The organism is Occultella aeris (assembly GCF_902703175.1).
Classification (GTDB): Bacteria; Actinomycetota; Actinomycetes; order Actinomycetales; family Beutenbergiaceae; genus Occultella; species Occultella aeris.
Genome location: NZ_CACRYJ010000065.1, coordinates 14085 through 30757, shown reverse-complemented (window position 1 = coordinate 30757; position 16673 = coordinate 14085). Strand labels below are relative to the sequence as shown.

The window sequence follows — 16673 nt, the reverse complement described above, 5'->3', positions numbered from 1 at the left end:
GGCCCCTGCGCCTGCTCCGGGCCGCCCCGGGGGGCGGCGGCGGTGAGCAGGCGCAGGGACCGGTACAGGCTGGATTTACCGGACCCGTTCGCACCGGTGATCAGAGTAAGCCGGCCCAACGGCACCACCACGTCACGCAGCGAGCGGTACCCCTGGACGGCGAGCGTGGTGAGCATGCACCGAACAGTAGAGGCGACCTCCGACAGGGAGCCGCCGTCGACCGGGCCGTGGCGGCCCACGGCGGCAAGTGGTGGCAACCTTGCAGCCACGGTGGTGCGGCGGCACTACCGTCGCGCCATGGCGCAGGAGCTCTCGGAACGGTCCGAACTTGCCCCGGGGGTCACCTTGACCACCGGCGAGGCCGGCCTGCCCATGATCCGGGTGGAGTGCGGGCCTGCGACGGGTTCGATCTACCTGCACGGCGCGCACGTGGTCGAATGGGTACCGGTCGGCCGCGGTTCGGCCCTGTGGCTCAGTGCCGTTCCATACGACGGCGGGGGTGCACTCATCCGTGGTGGCGTCCCGATCTGCTTCCCCTGGTTCGGTAACGGTCCCGACGGGACCCGGAGTCCGTTGCACGGCTTCGCGGGCCGGCTCCCGTGGGCGATCGAGGAGGTCCGCGGCACCGACGACGGCGTGCTCGTCGTGCTGCACCTCACCGAGTCCCCGGCCACGACGGCCCAGTGGCCGCACCTGTTCGAGGCGACGTACCAGGTGCTGTTCGGGGAGAAGCTCCGGCTGAGTCTGCAGATCCGGAACACCGGTACCGAGGCCTTCACGTTCGAACAGGCGCTGCACAGCTACTTCAACGTCAACGACGTCGCCGGTATCGCGATCCGCGGCCTCGAGGGCGAGACCTACACCGACCGTGCCCCCGGTGCCGCCGCCGCGACCGGCGTCCTCAGCGGACCGATGCACATCGTGGCCGAGACCGACCGGGTGTTCGAGGGAACGTCGGCCCCCACCTACATCCAGGACACCCTGCACACGGTGCGGATCGCGAAGACCGGGGCGGCCAGCACCGTGGTGTGGAACCCCTGGTCGGACAAGGCCGAGGCCATGCCCGACTTCGGCGACGACGAGTGGCCGTGGATGGTGTGCGTCGAGACCGGGAACGTCCGCTCCGACGCGATCACCCTCTCACCCGGGCAGGCCCACACGATGACCACCACCATCACGCTCGACTGACCCCGTCGGCACGCCGGCACGCGACCCATCCGGAGTTCCGTCGGCTCCGAATTGCCCATATGACCCCGGCAACAACCCGGCGACCGCGCGTGCCGTCGCGTCCGTTCCAAGCCGCCGTCGGCGTGGTGAGCGCCGCCGCAGGGATCGGGATCGCCCATCTGGTGGCCGCGCTCACGGTCCCAGCCGCCTCGCCACTGCTCGCGGTCGGATCCGTCGCCGTCGACGCGGCCCCCACCGCGGTCAAGGAGTGGGCGATCGCGACGTTCGGCACCGCAGACAAGGTGGTTCTGCTGGCCGGCATCGGCACGACCCTGCTCCTGGTCACCGGCCTCATCGGCCTGATCGGCTTCCGACGGCGGTGGCTGGGCGTGGCCGGCATGGTCCTGCTCGGAGGCCTCGCAGCCGCGGCCGCGGCGGTGCGCATCCCTCAGGTCGCCGCCGCAGCGCCGGCCGCCTCAGCGGCCCTTGTCTCGAGCATCACCCTTGTGCTCCTGCTCCGGGCCACGCAGCCGGCTCCGAGTGCCGAAGCTGAGGTCGAAGCCGTGGACGGGACGGGACCTCCCGCCGGCTCGCCACTCGCCGGCCCGAACGTGCGCTCAGGCAGGTTCCTCCCGAATCGGCGCAGCCTGCTGCTCGCGGGGCCCGTGGCAGTCGCCGTGGCCGGGATCGGTTCGGGTGCCGCGATCGGAGCGTTCCGGGCCTCCGACGACGCGGTCGGGCGGGACCGGATGCTGCCGTCGCCGACCAGCGCGGCGGGTGACCTCCCCGCCGGCGTGCAGCCAGATGTCCGGGGCATCACGCCGTACGTCACGGACAACGCCGATTTCTACCGGGTCGACATCGCGCTCACCACGCCCCGCATCGACGCCACGACGTGGCGGCTGCCGATCGGTGGACTCGTGCGGGAGCCCGTCGACTTCAGCTACGACGATCTGCTCTCGATGCCGATGGTCGAGCGCTGGATCACGCTCAGCTGCGTCTCGAACCCGGTCGGCGGACCATACGTGAGCACCGCTCGCTGGCTCGGGATCCCACTGGCCGATCTGCTCGAGCAGGCCGGGATCGAGGACGGCGCCGAGCAGGTCTTCGCGCGTGGCGCGGACGGGTTCAGCTGTAGCGTGCCGCTGGAGGTCATCCGCGACGGCAGGGACGCCCTGCTCGCCGTGGGCATGAACGGCGAGCAGCTCCCGTTCGACCACGGCTTCCCCGCGCGGCTCATCGTGCCCGGCCTGTTCGGCTTCGTGTCGGCTGCCAAGTGGCTGACCGAACTCACGCTGTCCACGTACGCGGACGACATCGCCTACTGGACCGAGCGAGACTGGGCCACGGACGCGCCGGCCCTGACACAGTCCCGGATCGACGTCCCGGGTCCGCTGCAGAACGTCCCGGCGGGTGAGGTGACCGTGGCCGGCATGGCGTGGGCACAGCACCGCGGCGTCACCAAGGTCGAGGTGCGCGTCGACGAGGGCGAGTGGCAGGAGACGGACCTCGCCGATGACGCGGGGGTCGACCTGTGGCGCTCCTGGAGTCTGAACCTGCCCAGGATGGCCGCGGGCCGGCACGACGTGCAGGTGCGGGCCACGGACGGCACCGGACAGACGCAGCCGGAGGCGCGCACCGAGCCCTTCCCCGACGGGGCGCGTGGCTGGCACTCGGTCGTGTTCGCGGTCGAGGGCTGACGGACCCATCCGTCCGGCGGCCCGCTCCGAATGACCGATGACTGGACCATCCGGTCGAGAACGACTCCCGAGGAGATCATCGTGAAAATTCGCTCCATCGCTCCCGCGCTCACGCTCGTGGCGGCCCTGTCCTTGGCTGCGTGCTCCGGCACCGACGACGGCACCGACGCCCCCGACGCCACCGACGACACCGCGAGTGCGCCGGCAGACGAGACCAGCGAGGCCACCGATGACGGCGCGGACATGGCGGCCCCGTTCGGACCTACATGCGCCGATGTCCCCACCACCGGAGCAGGTAGCTTCGACGGCATGTCCGAGGACCCGGTCGCCACCGCGGCGGGCAACAACGCCGACCTGTCGACGCTCGTCGACCTGGTCGGACTGGCAGGTCTGGGCGACACGCTGAACACCACGGAGGACATCACGGTGTTCGCGCCCGCCAACGCTGCGTTCGAGGCGCTGCCACCCGAGACCGTCGAGGCCGTGCAGGCGGACCCGGACGGCCTGCTGACGACGGTGCTCACCTACCACGTGGTCCCGGAGCGGATCGCGCCCGAGGACCTGGCCGGGACCTTCACCACCCTGCAGGGTGCCGAACTCACGGTCGAGGGTTCCGGTGCGGACTTCACGGTCGGCGCCGACGCGGCGACCGTCGTCTGCGGCAATGTGCAGACCGCCAACGCGACCGTCTACATCATCGACGGCGTGCTGATGCCGCCGAGCGAGTGAGTCGGCCGGCGTAGACAGGACCCGAGCGAGGCGAGCCACATGGTTCCGCGAGGGCAACCGGCGCCGGGGGAGCGAGAGCCCCTCGGTGCCGGCCCGGGATACGACGAGCCGACCGATCTGGCGGACCTGCTCCGTCGGAGCGCGCGGGGTGACTAGCAGTCGTTCGCGCGGCTGTACGACTCGACGTCGGCCCGGGTCTTCGGCGTGGTGCTGCGCGTGGTGCGAGACCGCGCGCAGGCCGCGGAGGTGACCCAGGACTGCTACCTGCAGGTGTGGCAGCAGTCCGCGAGGTTCGATGCGGCCAGGGGTTCCGTGCTCGCGTGGATGCTCACACTGGCCCACCGGCGAGCCGTGGACCGGGTCCGCTCCGCGCAGGCAGCCGGAGTGCGAGACGCGCACTACGCCGTGCGTGAGCCCACGCAGGAACGCGATGTCGGTGAGGCGGTCGTGGACGCGCTGGAGGCCGAACGCGTGCGGCGTGCCCTGGCGACCCTGACCACGATCCAGCGCGAGGCGATCGAGCTCGCCTATCTCGGTGGATACACCCACACGGAGGTGGCCGGCCTGCTCGACATCCCGCTCGGCACGGCCAAGACTCGGCTGCGGGACGGACTGATCCGGCTCCGAGACCATTTCGGAGGTGAGAGGTGATGACGGTGGCAGGCGAGTCCGCGCACGCGCTGACCGGGGCCCACGTCCTCGATGCGCTCGATGCCGACGAGGTCGAGGCATTCGAGGTCCACCTTGCCGCGTGCTCCGACTGCCGCGAGGAGGTGCAGACCCTGCGCATGGCCGTGCTGCGCCTGCCCGCCGTGAGCGCGGTCGCCCCCCCGCCCGAGCTACGCGGAACGGTACTCGACCTCATCTCGCAGGTGCGACCGCTGCCGCCGCTGCCCGAGCGCACCGGCAGCACCGACCGCGAACCCTCGTTGTCCGTTGCCCCCGGCCGGGACGTCACGGCGGATCCGGCCGGTCTTGGACCTGCTCGCGCGCGTCGGGACCGGCGCGCCAACCGATGGCGACTCGTGGCGGCTGCGGCCGTCGTCGTCGCGCTCGGCAGTGCGGGGTGGGGGGCACTCGGAGGCGACGGGCCGCCCGTTCGCGAGATCGCCGGCGTGCAGCCGGAGGGCGAGACCCGGTTGCGGGCCCTGCTGGATGCCCCCGACCTCGAGGTCTTTGCGGGCGGTGACAACGCCCGGGTCCACGGCACGGTGCTGCGCTCGGCCGCCTTGGACATCTCGGCCGCGATCCTGCGGAACCTACCGAGTCTTGGAGCGGACGAGGTCTTCCAGGCGTGGACGCTCGCGGGGTCGGCTCCGGCGAGTGCCGGGCTGTTCAGTTCCTCGGACGGCGGGGCGACCGTATTGCTCGGCGGCGACGTCCTCACCGCGGACGCCGTCGCCGTCACGATCGAGCCGCAGGGCGGCTCGCCCGCACCGACGGGCGACATCCTGTTCGAGGTCGACGTCGCGCGGTCCTGACAGGACGTGCGCGGTCCCGCCGTGCCGAGACCGCCGGCCCGACGTACCCTGACCGGAGGACGCGCCAAGCGCGAGAGGGACCTGGGATCGAGGAGGTCACAGCATGGAGCAGACGCACCGCGAGGATCCGGAGCGGAACCGGGAGGATGAGGAGCCAGCCGAAGACCCTCGACCCGAGGCGCCGGGCTCGGAACAAGGCGACACCCACGTCGACGCGTCAGTGGCACCCGTGCACGGCACCGGATCGGAGCCCGAACTCCCGGACGAGGACTGACGCACAGCGGGCCGTAACATGCCGCGGGCTCAGCGACGGCCCACTCGGAACACGGGCCAGCCGATCTCCGTGCGCCACGCCGCCGGATCGGCCGTGTCACCGGGGCCGACCAGATAGTGCTCCCGAACTGGCCCGGCCACCGCTAGCGCGTTGGCCACCACCCACGCGCCGAGGCCGCCGTAGGTGACGTCGATGTCGTCGTGCGTGCCGGCATGGGTGGTGGTGGCAAGTTCGACGGCCGGGAGGGTCACCGGGTGCACCCGGCCGCTGCGCTGGGGATCCGATGTCGGCAGGTAGACGAGCACATGCCCATGTCCGTTCTCGAACAGCGAGTTGTCATAGAGCCCGCCCGGGACGCCGGTCGGCTCGCCGACGAGGGCGTGCAGCTCGGCCATGGCGCCGGCGTACCAGGCGAGCACGTGTCCCTGCTCGACGTCGCCCTCGACCGCGGCCACCATGATCGCCGGGACCGCGCGCAGCTCGACGTCGACGGGCGTCGGCTCCGGTTCCAGCAGTCGGCGGAGCGAGGCCACGGCCGTGCGGGTCCGGTCCAGCTCCGATTCGAGCCGGTGCAGGTGGTCGGCGACGAGGGCGGCGCGCGTGCCGGGGTCCGGTGAGCGCAGGATGCGCTGGACGTCCGGCAGCGGGACGTCGAGTTCGCGCAGCCGGTGGATCACCTGAGCGGTCGGGATCTGGTCCGCGCCGTAGTAGCGATAGCCGCTCGCAGGGTCCACCGATTCGGGTTCGAGCAGGCCGGCCTCGTGATAGCGGCGCAACGTTCGCACGCTCAGGTGGGTCAGGCGCGAGAACTCACCGATCGCCAGCATGCCGCCAGTCTGCACCCTCCCGCAGGGGGAGAGTTGCAGCGCTTGACCCTCTCGTCGGGAGAGGGCGCACCGTGGTGGCATGAACACATCGACCCGCATCGAACCCGCCCAGCTCCCCGCAGTGATCGGCGGATTTCTTGCCGCACACGCGGCCCGCGACATGCAGGCTGCCCTCCGTGCCTTCGCCCCGACCGCCGTGGTCGTCGACGAGGGCCGCACCTTCCGCGGGACCGAGGAGGTCCGCGGCTTCCTGCGCAACGCCGGGACGGAGTTCAGTTACACGACCGAACTCATCGGCGCCGAACGGATCGACGACCTGGACTGGGTGGCGATCAATCGGCTCGAGGGCGACTTTCCCGGCGGGGTCGCCGAATTGACGTACCGGTTCAGTCTGGCCGACGACCTCATCTCCGAGCTCGTCATCGCGCCCGCAACGCAGCCTACGGAGGCCCCGAAACCCACGGTGGTGCTAGTCCACGGCGCCTTCGCCACTCGTCCAGCTGGAACGGCGTAATCGCGCTACTCAGGGCCGACGGCTACACCGTGGTCGCGCCGGCCAATCCGCTCCGTGGCCTGCACGCCGCCGCCGAGTATCTGCGCACTTTCCTCGACAGCATCGACGGACCCGTGGTGATCGCGGGCCACTCCTACGGGGGGACCGTGATGAGCGAGGCCGCCGACGGCCCTGAAGGCCGTACCGTTCGCCGCCGCCGACGGAGCGACTCATCGTCGCCGACGCGCTGGAGGACAAGGCCACGAGCGCGGCCTGGAAGACCATTCCGACCTGGAACCTCGTGACGGTCCAGGACCTCGCAATCCCGGCACAGTCCCAGCGGTTCATGGCCGCCGGGCGAAGTCGCAGACCGTCGAGGTCGACGCCTCCCATGCCGTGACGGTCTCCCAGCCCGCTGCCGTCGCGCGGCTGATCGACGAGACGGCACGCGCGACCACGTCCTGAGCCCGGCGGTACGGCCCCGCTCCGGCAGCACAACGAAGGCCCCTGAGCTGCGTTTCCGCAGTTCAGGGGCCTTCGCGTCGCTGTCTCAACGAGTGTCCGAGGGGGGACTTGAACCCCCACGCCCGATAAAGGGCACTAGCACCTCAAGCTAGCGCGTCTGCCAATTCCGCCACCCGGACTCAGGTGTGTGCGTGACCCGGTGGGGCCTCACAACGCCCGTAAAGATATCACGCGCGCGCCGCCGTTCCGAACCGGACGATGGGGCCCGGCCGAGTGGCCGGACCCCATCGCTTCAGTACCGAATCAGCTGGTCAGCAGATCCCGAACAGGATGCACTTCAGCAGCGCGGCCAGGAGCTGAGCGAGCAGCTTCAGCAGGTCACCGATCGACGGCGGACCCGGCGGGTCCACCGGGGGCGGGTTCCCGTCACCGTCACGGTCGACCGTGAACGACGGCGTCGTGAAGTTCTCCACGTGATCGGCGTTCGCCTCGTCACCGAGGGCGGCCAGCACGGTGATCTCCATGATGTAGTCACCATCCGGCAGGGTCTGGACGCCCCCGCCGGTGCGCCCCGGGCCGTGGCCCGTCAGCGTGCCGTCCCAGGTGAAGGCCCCGAACGCGTCCGGGTTGGCGTCGCGACCCAGGTAGTCGTGCACCTGGTAGGTCGGGTTCACCCCGGCCGGGTCGCCACGCGTGCCGTCCGCGTTCGCGTGGTAGATGTCCACCTGCAGGGACCGCGCCGGGTGCTCCAGGTGCACGAGGGCGGTCGGCACATCGCCGTCCGCCATCGAGTAGACCTGACCGGCCTCGGCCAGTTCCCAGACGCCACCGGCGGCGCAGTCCACGCCCTCGAAGACGCCGCACTCGGTGAGCGTCGCCAGGGTCGGGAAGACCGAGCCCTCGTTCAGCATCAGCGGCAGTGCCTGGTAGTCACCGGCGAACCCGGCGTAGGGCACCCGGATCGGCTCGGCGTCGGCGGCGGACAGGCTGATGTAGCCGCCGTACTGAGCCAGTTCCAGGTCGGCGCTCGGCGTGATCGAGACCTCCACGTCGACGCTGCCGCCGGCCGGTACGGTGACCGACCCGGGCATGTCCACGGTCGACTCGGCCCAGTAGAAGCCCGGGTCGTACGGCGCGTCCGCGGTCGAGATGGCGTCCTCGAACGTCAGCGCGTACGTGACGTCCTCGGCACCGGTGTTGGTCACCGTGATGGTCCGCGTGACCGCACCGGCCTCGCTCTCACCGAGGGAGAGCTTGCCGGGGGAGACGACGGTCTCGGCGAGGATGGAGTCGTCGATGTCCAGCATGCCGGCGCCCTGACGGTGCACCGGCTCCAGCAGCCCGACGGTCGGGTTGAGGGACCACTGGCTCGGGTCGGCGTTGTTCTGCAGGACGTCGCGCACCGTCGCCGGCGTCGCGTCGGGGTGGGCCTGCAGGTACAGCGCGACGGCGCCCGCCACGTGCGGGGACGACATCGAGGTGCCGGAGTTGCTGGCGTGACCACCCAGCTCGAGCGGAACCGTGGACCAGATCGACCCGCCGGGGGCGCCCAGGTCGGGCTTGATCTGCAGGTCCGCGGTCATCCCGTACGAGCTGAAGCTGGAGATCAGCCCGCCCGTCGGGTTCGGCGCCGTGGTGGTCTGATCCGTCCAGGTCAGGTCCACCGGGCCGGCGAGCGCCGCGGCGGTGTACGCCTGTCCGTCCTCGGCCCCGATGAAGATCACCGGGATGGTGATCTCCTCGGCGCCCTCGACGGTGGCGTTGAGCAGGCCGGGCACGTTGTTGTAGATGATGACGGCGGCCGCGCCGGCGTTCTGCGCGGTCAGCGCCTTGTTGTAGAAGCTCGCGTCACATTCGGGCGTGTTCGGCCCGAGTCCACGTTCGACCAGCACGACGGAACCGGTCAGGTCCGCCTCGATGGGTGTGCACGCCCGAGCCTCGTCGGTGCCGGGTTCGCCGAGGGCGACCAGAGGCATCGAGCCCGACGTCGGCGGGGCCGGCGCGGCGCTGGCCGGCGTGTACGCGGCCAGGTGGTCACCCACGGCGACGGCGTTGGCCGTGATCTGCGTGTTGTCGTAGGAGGCGACCCCGATCACCTTGTCCCCGACGCCGGGGGCGCCGGCGGCCCAGGTGCCGAGGTCACCCTCGTTACCGATCGAGGCGACCACGACGACGCCCGCGTCGACGAGGTTGTCCGCGGCCACGGCCGTCGGGTACTCCGGCCAGGTGGCCAGGGCGGAACCGATGGACATGTTCAGCACGTCCATGCCGTCGGCGAGGGCCAGTTCCATGGCCTCGATCATGACGTCGGCCGTGGTGGAGCCGGCGCAGCCGAAGACGCGGTAGGCGCCGAGCGTCGCGTCCGGGGCCACGCCCCGCACGCCGTCTCCTCCCAGGTCGCCGTTGGCTCCGACGATCCCGGCCACGTGTGTGCCGTGACCCTCACAGTCGTCGGGGACGGCGTCCGGCTCCGGCACCGGCTGGTAGGCCGGGTCGGAGGGATCGGCGTTGTAGGAGTCGCCGACGAGGTCGTAGCCGTAGGCGATGCGTTCGGTCGGGAAGGACGTCTCACCGGGTACGCCGGATCCGCCGAAGTCCGGGTGGTCGATGTCGATACCCGTGTCCATGACACCGACGCGCAGGCCCTCGCCGGTGAAGCCGAGTTCGCTCTGCGCGATGTCCGCGCCGGTCTGCCCCAGCGCCGACGCCAGGTCCGGGACCGGTGAGTTCTGTTCCTCGGGGATCTCGTACAACAGGACCGGGAAGACCGCGACGACGCCGTCGGCCTCCTCGGAGAGCGTGACGGCGTCCTCGTCCGACACGGTGACCGAGAGGCCGTTCCAGAGCGTGCTGTAGCTGCTGCGCACCTCGACGTCGACGCCCAGATCCGCCGCCTCGTCCAGGAACGCCTGCTGGTCGCTCGCGGTGGCGGCGACGGTGCCGCCCCGGGCGGTCGGCGCGGCCTCGAGCTGGACGAACCAGGCCCCGGTCGGGGAGGTGAGGTCGCCGGCCTCGGTGGGAGTGGTCACTCCGTAGTCGGAGGCCGAGCCAAGATATCCGGCATCGTCGGGACTGGCGGTCGCGCTTGTCATGGGGACAGCGGTGACGGCGATGATGCCCGCCACTCCGCCCAGGGCAATGGCCCGACGTCTCTTCGGGCTCACCCCGGACCTACTGGGTCGACGCATGAAGGATCTCCTCATTGTGATGTCGCGAGGCTCCCGGACCAGGAGCATTCGATGAACATACTGGGAATGAGGGGGAAATGTGAACAGGCTCACACCGAACGGTGGGACCCGACGGGCGTTCGGGCCCCTCGGCACGCCGCGCCAGGAGACGCGCCAGGAGAAAGGGAACGGCCCCGAGGCGCAGTACGCCTCGGGGCCGCCCGCGCGACGGCCGTTCAGAGGGGGGCCGTTCGGCCCGTCGCGACGAGCCGGGGCTTCAACGTCTCCGAGGGGGACGGGGACTCGTCCCGGCTGAGCACCAACTGTACTAGAAAGTCCGGCATTCAACGAGTGGTCGATCGACCGGTTCGACCGTGTCCACCGACGGCGCCGAGACCGGTGCAGGGGACCGGCGATCGGGCGTTCCGGTAAGAATGGGCGCATGACCTCATCGACACTCGGCGACAACCCCTTCGCCGCCGCGTCCACCCTTCCCTTCGGACTCCCGGACTTCGCGGCGATCCGCACCGAGCACTTCCGGCCCGCGTTCGACGCCGGCCTCGCCGAGCAGCGGGCGGAGTGGGAGGCGATCGCCACCGATCCTTCCGTGCCCACGCTCGAGAACACGCTGGAGGCGCTCGAGGTGTCCGGCCGGCTGCTCGACCGGGCGCTGACCGTGTTCTACACGTTGGTCAGTTCGGCGGGCACGGACGAGATCCGTGAGATCGAGGCGGACTATGCGCCGAAGCTCTCCGAGCACCGGGACGCGCTCCACCTCGACGGGCGCATCTTCGCCCGGCTGGAAGCGCTCAGCGACGCCGCGGCCGCGGCCGGGGCACAGACGCAGTGGGCGCTGCAGAACCACCTGAAGAACTTCGTCCGCGCCGGGATCCGGCTCGACACCGCCCAGCAGGACCGGCTGCGTGCGCTGAACGGCGAGCTCACCTCCCTGGAGACGGAGTTCTCACAACGCGTCGTCAAGGCGATGGAGGCCGCCGCCGTCACGGTCACCGACCCGGCCGAGCTGGCCGGTCTGGCCCCGGATGCCGTCTCCGCCCTGGCGCAGGCGGCCGCGGACCGCGAGGTCGAGGGTTACCTGATCACCCTGCAGCTGCCCACCCCGCAGGCCGTGGTGTCCCAGAGCCCGAACCGCGAGTTGCGCCGTCGGGTGTTCGAGGCCTCCACCGGCCGCGGCACCGGCTCGGACCCGGACTCCGACACCCGCCGGGTGATCCTCGACCTGGCCCGCAAGCGCGCCGAGCGGGCCCGCCTGCTCGGCTACGCCCACCACGCCGCCTACGTCGCCGAGGACGGCACGGCGGCCACCACCGAGGCGGTGAACGAGATGCTCGGCCGGCTCGCCGGGCCCGCCGTGCGCAACGCCCGCGCCGAGGCCGCGGACCTGCAGACGGCGCTCGCGGCCGACGAGCCGGACGCCGAGCTGGCGCCGTGGGACTGGTCGCTGTACGCCGACCGGGTCCGCCAGCAGACGTTCGCGTTCGACGAGAGCGAGCTGCGCCCCTACCTCGAGCTCGAGCGCGTCATCACCCACGGGGTGTTCTTCGCCGCGAACGCGATCTACGGGCTCGAGTTCGCCGAGCGCGAGGACCTCACCGGCTACGCGGACGGCGTCCGTGTCTTCGAGGTGAAGGAGGCCGACGGCACCGCCCTCGGCCTGTTCGTGGCCGACTACTACGCCCGCGAGGGCAAGCGTGGTGGCGCCTGGATGCACAACCTCGTCGACCAGTCCGGCCTGCTGGGCCTGCCGCCCGTCGTCGTGAACAACCTGAACATCACCCGTCCCGCCGCCGGCGAGCCCACGCTGCTCACCTGGGACGAGGTCATCACGGCGTTCCACGAGTTCGGGCACGCCCTGCACGGGTTGTTCTCGCAGGTGCACTACCCGTCGCTGTCCGGCACCTCCGTGCCACGGGACTTCGTCGAGTACCCCTCCCAGGTCAACGAGATGTGGGCGTGGCACCCCGAGGTGCTCGCCAGTTTCGCGCGGCACCACAGCACCGGAGAGCGGCTCGACGCCGCGACCCTCGACCAGTTGCGGGCCTCGCAGGCCTACGGGGAGGGCTTCGCCACGACCGAGTACCTGGCCGCTGCGCTGCTCGACCAGGCATGGCACCAGATCGCTCCGGAGGAGGTGCCCGACGACGTCGCCGAGGTCGAGGCGTTCGAGGCGGCGGCCCTGCAGCGGGCCGGCGTGGCCTACCCGCTCGTGCCGCCGCGGTACCGGTCCACGTACTTCAACCACACCTTCGGTGGCGGCTACGACGCCGGGTACTACTCCTACATCTGGAGCGAGGTGCTCGACGCGGACACCGTGGACTGGTTCAAGGATGAGGCCGCCGAGAACGGCGACGGCGGCCTGAACCGCGCCGCCGGAGCAGCCTTCCGCGCGAAGCTGCTCTCCCGCGGGCACGCCCAGGACCCGCTGCAGTCCTACCGTGACCTGCGCGGCCGCGACGCCGTGATCGACCCGCTGCTCAAGCGTCGGGGCCTGGGCGAATGACCGACCCCACCCAGGTCAGCGCCGCGGAGCTCGACGCGGTCGCCATCTGCCGTGCCCTGATCCGGATCGACTCCTCCAACTACGGCGACGGGACCGGTCCGGGGGAGCGGGAGGCCGCCGAGTACGTCATGGGCCTGCTCACCGAGGTCGGCTACGACCCGGAGTACTTCGAGTCCGCCGACCGCCGCGGCAACGTGGTCCTGCGGATCCCGGGCACGGACCCGACCCGGCCGGCGCTCGTGGTGCACGGGCACACGGACGTCGTCCCCGCCCAGGCCGCCGACTGGAAGATGGACCCGTTCGGCGGCGAAGAGATGGACGGCATGATCTGGGGCCGCGGCGCCGTGGACATGAAGGACATGGACGCCATGATCCTGGCCGTCCTGAGGGACATGCGGCGCTCAGGCTGGCAACCACCTCGGGACCTCGTCGTCGCGTTCTTCGCCGACGAGGAGGCTGGCGGCACCTACGGGGCGAGGTACGCCGTCGACCATCGGCCCGAGCTGTTCGAGGGTGCCACCGAGGCGATCAGCGAGGTCGGCGGGTACAGCGTCGAGGTGAATGGGCGCCGCGCCTACCTGCTGCAGACCGCGGAGAAGGGCCTGGCCTGGCTCAAGCTCATCGCCGACGGCACGGCGGGGCACGGGTCCCAGCTGAACACCGACAACGCCGTCACCCGGCTGGCCGGCGCGGTGGCCCGGATCGGGGCGCACTCGTTCGGGCGGAGCCTGACGCCGACGGTGCACGCCCTGCTCGACGGCGTCGCGGAGCTGACTGGGACGTCGTTCGATCCGCAGGATGCGGGCTCGGTCGACGCGCTCGTTGCGGCGCTCGGGCCGGCGAGCAAGTTCGTCGGCGCGACGCTCGCCACGAACGCGAACCCGACCCAGCTCGGGGCCGGGTACAAGGCGAACGTGATCCCCGGCAGTGCCGAGGCGGTCATCGATGTCCGATTCCTGCCCGGGCAGGAGGAGGCCACCATGGCGACCCTGGCGGAACTGGCCGGGCCGGGCGTGCGGTTCGAGGACGTGCAGCGCAACATCGCCCTCGAGGTGCCCTTCACCGGAGACCTGGTGGACGCGATGGTAGCGGCGCTAGACACCGAGGACCCGGGCGCGGTGGTGCTGCCGTACATGCTCAGCGGCGGCACGGACAACAAGTCCCTCGCCCGGCTGGGCATCACCGGCTACGGCTTCGCGCCGCTGCTGCTGCCCCCGGAGCTCGACTTCGCGGGTATGTTCCACGGCGTGGACGAGCGGGTGCCGGTCTCCTCCGTGCAGTTCGGGGTCCGGGTGCTGAGCAGGTTCCTGCGCACCTGCTGAGGAGCGCGGTGCCGGGTCTGCAGCGGCCTAGAGTGTGCTGGCCACCTTGATGACCCGGCGCCGCAGCCACACCTTGCGGTGGCCGCCGACGTACAGGCACAGCCGCGCGAGTTCCCACCGCCCGTACTCCGCCTCCTCGGTCAGCAGCCGGCGCACATCATGGCGGCTGGTGCTGCGGGGCAGGGTGAGCACCCGGAACTCGTACTGGGAGGCATGGCTGTGCCTCGACTGCCTCGACGGTCTGGGTGCTGCGGACTCCATCCGCACAGCGTAGGCGAGGAGTTCGCATTTTTGCGGTGTCAAACGCCGCCGTTCACCGCTACGGTCAGCACATGGCTACCGAACCTCGCGCAGCACTGGACCGCCTCATCGCTGCCTTCGAGGCGCACCTCGACGCCGTCGGATCCGCCGCCGACGACGACGCACCGGCCGTGATCGCGGCCACCAACACCCTCGCCGACGCGTTCGAGACCTACGACGAGGCCCTCTACGACGCCCACGGCGTGGACACCCCGTTCGTGGTCTACGACGGCGAGGACGACGACGAGGACTTCGACGATGACGACTTCGACGACGAAGAGGACGAGGACGACGACCGTCCGGGCGGCGGCGACGACGACGAGTAGGTCGCCGGGCCGGCCCGACGGCGGAGCCTGACGTGGGCGGGCGCCGTCACCGTCGCTCGGGGTAGCCGAACGACGGCGCGGTGACCTCGTCCAGCACGGCCCGGATCTGATCGGGCAGTTCGAGGTCGACGGCCGCCAGGGTGCCCCGCAGCTGCGCGGGGGTGCGAGCGCCCACGATGGCGCTCGCGACGCCGTCGACGTCCCGGGCCCAGGCCAGGGCGACCTCGACGGGGGAGCGACCCAGTCCGTCGGCCGCGGTCGCGACGGCCTCCACCACGCCCCGGGCCTCGAGCGTCAGGTACGGGTCCACGAAGCCGCGCAGATGCGGTGACGCCGCCCGTGAGTCCGCCGGCACCGAACGCCGGTACTTCCCGCTGAGCACGCCCCGCCCGAGCGGGGACCAGGCCAGCACGCCGACGCCGAGTTCCCGTGCGGCCGGCAGGGCCTCCCGCTCGATGCCGCGTTCGAGCAGCGAGTACTCCATCTGGGCCGCGGTGCAGAACGTGTCGTCCGCCTCCAGCAGCGTGGCCATCCGGGCGAGCTGCCACGCCGGGAAGTTGGACAGCCCAACGTAGCGGGTGCGTCCGGACCGGACCGCTTCCCGCAGCGCGGAGATCGTCTCCCGGACCGGCGTGGCCGGGTCCGGGGCACCCACCAGCCAGAGGTCCAGATGATCGGTGCCGAGCCGGGCCAGGCTCGCGTCCAGCGTGTCCAGCAGGCTGCGCCGGGAGGCGTCGACCCGGCCGTCACGGACGCCGGCCTTGGAGCACAGCACGACCTCGTCGCGGTCGACCGCGTCCGCGAACAGGGACCCGATCAGCTCCTCGGCCGCGCCGTCGGCATAGGTGGCCGCCGTGTCCAGCAGGGTGCCGCCCGCGTCCAGGAACGCGCGCAGCTGCTCGGCGGCCTCGTGCTCGTCGGTGTCACGGCCCCAGGTCATGGTGCCCAGGCCGACCGCCGAGACCGTCAGCCCGCTGCCGCCCACACGCCGTGACTCCATGAGAGACGAGGCTACCTGCCGGGGCGTCTACCCTTGGCCCGTGACATGGTGGGAAGCAGTGATCCTGGGTCTGGTCCAAGGACTGACGGAATTCCTCCCGATCTCGTCTTCGGCGCACCTGCGCATCGTCGGTGAGTTGCTGCCCGGTGGCAGCGACCCCGGCGCGGCGTTCACGGCGATCACGCAGATCGGTACCGAGGCGGCCGTCATCCTCTACTTCCGGCGTGACTTCGCCCGGATCATCAGCAGATGGTTCCAGGCCCTGCCGGTGGGCCCGTGGAAGAACCGGGTGCCCACCACGGACCCCGACGCCCGGATGGGGTGGTACATCATCCTCGGGTCCATCCCGATCGTGGCGCTCGGCCTGCTGTTCCAGGACGCGATCGAGCACGCGCTGCGCAACCTCTACCTGACGGCGCTCGTGCTGGCCCTGTTCGCGCTGATCCTCGGCTTCGCGGACGTGCGGGGCGCGAAGACCCGCCCGCTGGAGTCCCTCACGATGAAGCACGCCTGGCTGTTCGGGTTCGCCCAGGCGCTCGCGCTCATCCCGGGTGTCTCCCGATCCGGCGGCACCATCACCGCCGGGCTGCTGATGGGGTACACCCGTGAGGCCGCCGCGCGGTACTCGTTCCTGCTAGCGGTGCCGGCCGTCCTCGGCTCGGGGTTCTACCAGCTCTTCAAGAGCGGCGGCACCGGCGGAGCGGCCGGGTTCGGGCCCACCGCACTGGCCACCGTCATCGCGTTCGTGGTCGGGTACGTGGTGATCATCGCGTTCCTGAAGATCGTCTCGACGTACTCCTACAAGCCGTTCGTCTACTACCGGCTCGCACTCGCTGCCCTCGTCGTGGTGCTGCTCGTCGTCGGCGTGCTCCAGCCGCTGCCGACAGGCGGATAGGGTGGA

General features: G+C 71.1%; 17 protein-coding genes and 1 tRNA gene. 12 read left to right on the top strand and 6 right to left on the bottom strand.

Translation table 11 applies throughout. From position 1 onward, the window contains the following. Positions 1-176, bottom strand: a 176-nt coding sequence (locus tag HALOF300_RS22800; RefSeq protein ID WP_156743190.1) for an AAA family ATPase, incomplete at its 3' end; no start/stop codon positions are given. A gap of 121 nt (positions 177-297) precedes the next feature. Here HALOF300_RS22800 and HALOF300_RS22795 point away from each other — a divergent pair. The 6 genes from HALOF300_RS22795 (at position 298) to HALOF300_RS22770 (ending at position 5351) form a co-directional block, all read left to right on the top strand. Further along, positions 298-1188, top strand: coding sequence for a D-hexose-6-phosphate mutarotase (locus HALOF300_RS22795; RefSeq protein ID WP_197522782.1), 891 nt, complete (start codon positions 298-300; stop codon positions 1186-1188). Between the two features lie 59 nt (positions 1189-1247). Continuing rightward, a complete protein-coding gene (locus HALOF300_RS22790) occupies positions 1248-2867 on the top strand; it encodes a molybdopterin-dependent oxidoreductase (RefSeq protein WP_156743188.1) in 1620 nt (539 codons plus the stop codon). An 81-nt stretch (positions 2868-2948) separates the two neighbouring features. Then, entirely contained in the window at positions 2949-3596 is a 648-nt protein-coding gene (locus HALOF300_RS22785; protein ID WP_231955703.1) for a fasciclin domain-containing protein, read from the top strand. A gap of 216 nt (positions 3597-3812) precedes the next feature. After that, a complete protein-coding gene (locus HALOF300_RS22780; protein WP_331716252.1) occupies positions 3813-4247 on the top strand; it encodes a sigma-70 family RNA polymerase sigma factor in 435 nt (144 codons plus the stop codon). Then, a complete protein-coding gene (locus tag HALOF300_RS22775) occupies positions 4247-5077 on the top strand; it encodes an anti-sigma factor (RefSeq protein ID WP_156743186.1) in 831 nt (276 codons plus the stop codon). The genes HALOF300_RS22780 and HALOF300_RS22775 overlap by 1 nt, the downstream gene beginning before the upstream one ends. Positions 5078-5180: 103 nt before the next feature. Continuing rightward, entirely contained in the window at positions 5181-5351 is a 171-nt protein-coding gene (locus HALOF300_RS22770) for a hypothetical protein (protein ID WP_156743185.1), read from the top strand. Positions 5352-5380: 29 nt separating this feature from the next. On the opposite strand, the gene HALOF300_RS22765 is transcribed toward HALOF300_RS22770, so the two are convergent. Continuing rightward, positions 5381-6178: a MerR family transcriptional regulator gene (locus HALOF300_RS22765; RefSeq protein WP_156743184.1), complete on the bottom strand. Its 798-nt coding sequence runs from the start codon at positions 6176-6178 to the stop codon at positions 5381-5383. A 79-nt stretch (positions 6179-6257) separates the two neighbouring features. Between HALOF300_RS22765 and HALOF300_RS27430 the strand changes: the two genes are divergently transcribed. After that, on the top strand, positions 6258-6692 hold the full coding sequence (locus HALOF300_RS27430) for a nuclear transport factor 2-like protein (RefSeq protein WP_231955702.1): 435 nt from the start codon (positions 6258-6260) through the stop codon (positions 6690-6692). Next, positions 6692-6976, top strand: a complete 285-nt coding sequence (locus HALOF300_RS22760; protein ID WP_231955705.1) for an alpha/beta fold hydrolase — start codon at positions 6692-6694, stop codon at positions 6974-6976. The genes HALOF300_RS27430 and HALOF300_RS22760 overlap by 1 nt, the downstream gene beginning before the upstream one ends. Positions 6977-7229: 253 nt before the next feature. Here HALOF300_RS22760 and HALOF300_RS22755 read toward each other — a convergent pair. Then, positions 7230-7315, bottom strand: a tRNA-Leu gene (locus HALOF300_RS22755). A gap of 132 nt (positions 7316-7447) precedes the next feature. Beyond that, positions 7448-10228 carry a S8 family serine peptidase gene (locus HALOF300_RS27570; RefSeq protein WP_197522781.1) on the bottom strand — a complete coding sequence of 927 codons (2781 nt, stop codon included), beginning with the start codon at positions 10226-10228 and terminating at the stop codon, positions 7448-7450. 517 nt (positions 10229-10745) lie between these two features. Between HALOF300_RS27570 and HALOF300_RS22745 the strand changes: the two genes are divergently transcribed. Together HALOF300_RS22745 and HALOF300_RS22740 are read left to right on the top strand one after the other, a co-directional pair. Beyond that, entirely contained in the window at positions 10746-12824 is a 2079-nt protein-coding gene (locus HALOF300_RS22745) for a M3 family metallopeptidase (RefSeq protein WP_156743182.1), read from the top strand. After that, the gene (locus HALOF300_RS22740; protein ID WP_156743181.1) at positions 12821-14146 is read left to right on the top strand and encodes a M20/M25/M40 family metallo-hydrolase; all 1326 of its coding nucleotides are present in this window, start codon (positions 12821-12823) and stop codon (positions 14144-14146) included. The genes HALOF300_RS22745 and HALOF300_RS22740 overlap by 4 nt, the downstream gene beginning before the upstream one ends. A gap of 27 nt (positions 14147-14173) precedes the next feature. Here the strand turns inward: HALOF300_RS22740 and HALOF300_RS22735 are convergent, their stop codons facing one another. Further along, positions 14174-14407 (bottom strand): DUF5703 family protein, encoded by a 234-nt coding sequence (locus tag HALOF300_RS22735; protein ID WP_156743180.1) that lies wholly within the window; start codon positions 14405-14407, stop codon positions 14174-14176. Positions 14408-14478: 71 nt separating this feature from the next. On the opposite strand from HALOF300_RS22735, the gene HALOF300_RS22730 reads away from it, so the two are divergent. After that, complete coding sequence (locus tag HALOF300_RS22730; RefSeq protein WP_156743179.1) at positions 14479-14772, top strand: DNA primase; 294 nt, start codon at positions 14479-14481, stop codon at positions 14770-14772. Between the two features lie 46 nt (positions 14773-14818). Here the strand turns inward: HALOF300_RS22730 and HALOF300_RS22725 are convergent, their stop codons facing one another. After that, positions 14819-15772, bottom strand: coding sequence for an aldo/keto reductase (locus tag HALOF300_RS22725; protein WP_156743178.1), 954 nt, complete (start codon positions 15770-15772; stop codon positions 14819-14821). A 40-nt stretch (positions 15773-15812) separates the two neighbouring features. Between HALOF300_RS22725 and HALOF300_RS22720 the strand changes: the two genes are divergently transcribed. Next, complete coding sequence (locus HALOF300_RS22720; protein WP_156743177.1) at positions 15813-16667, top strand: undecaprenyl-diphosphate phosphatase; 855 nt, start codon at positions 15813-15815, stop codon at positions 16665-16667. Positions 16668-16673: the final 6 nt, after the last annotated feature.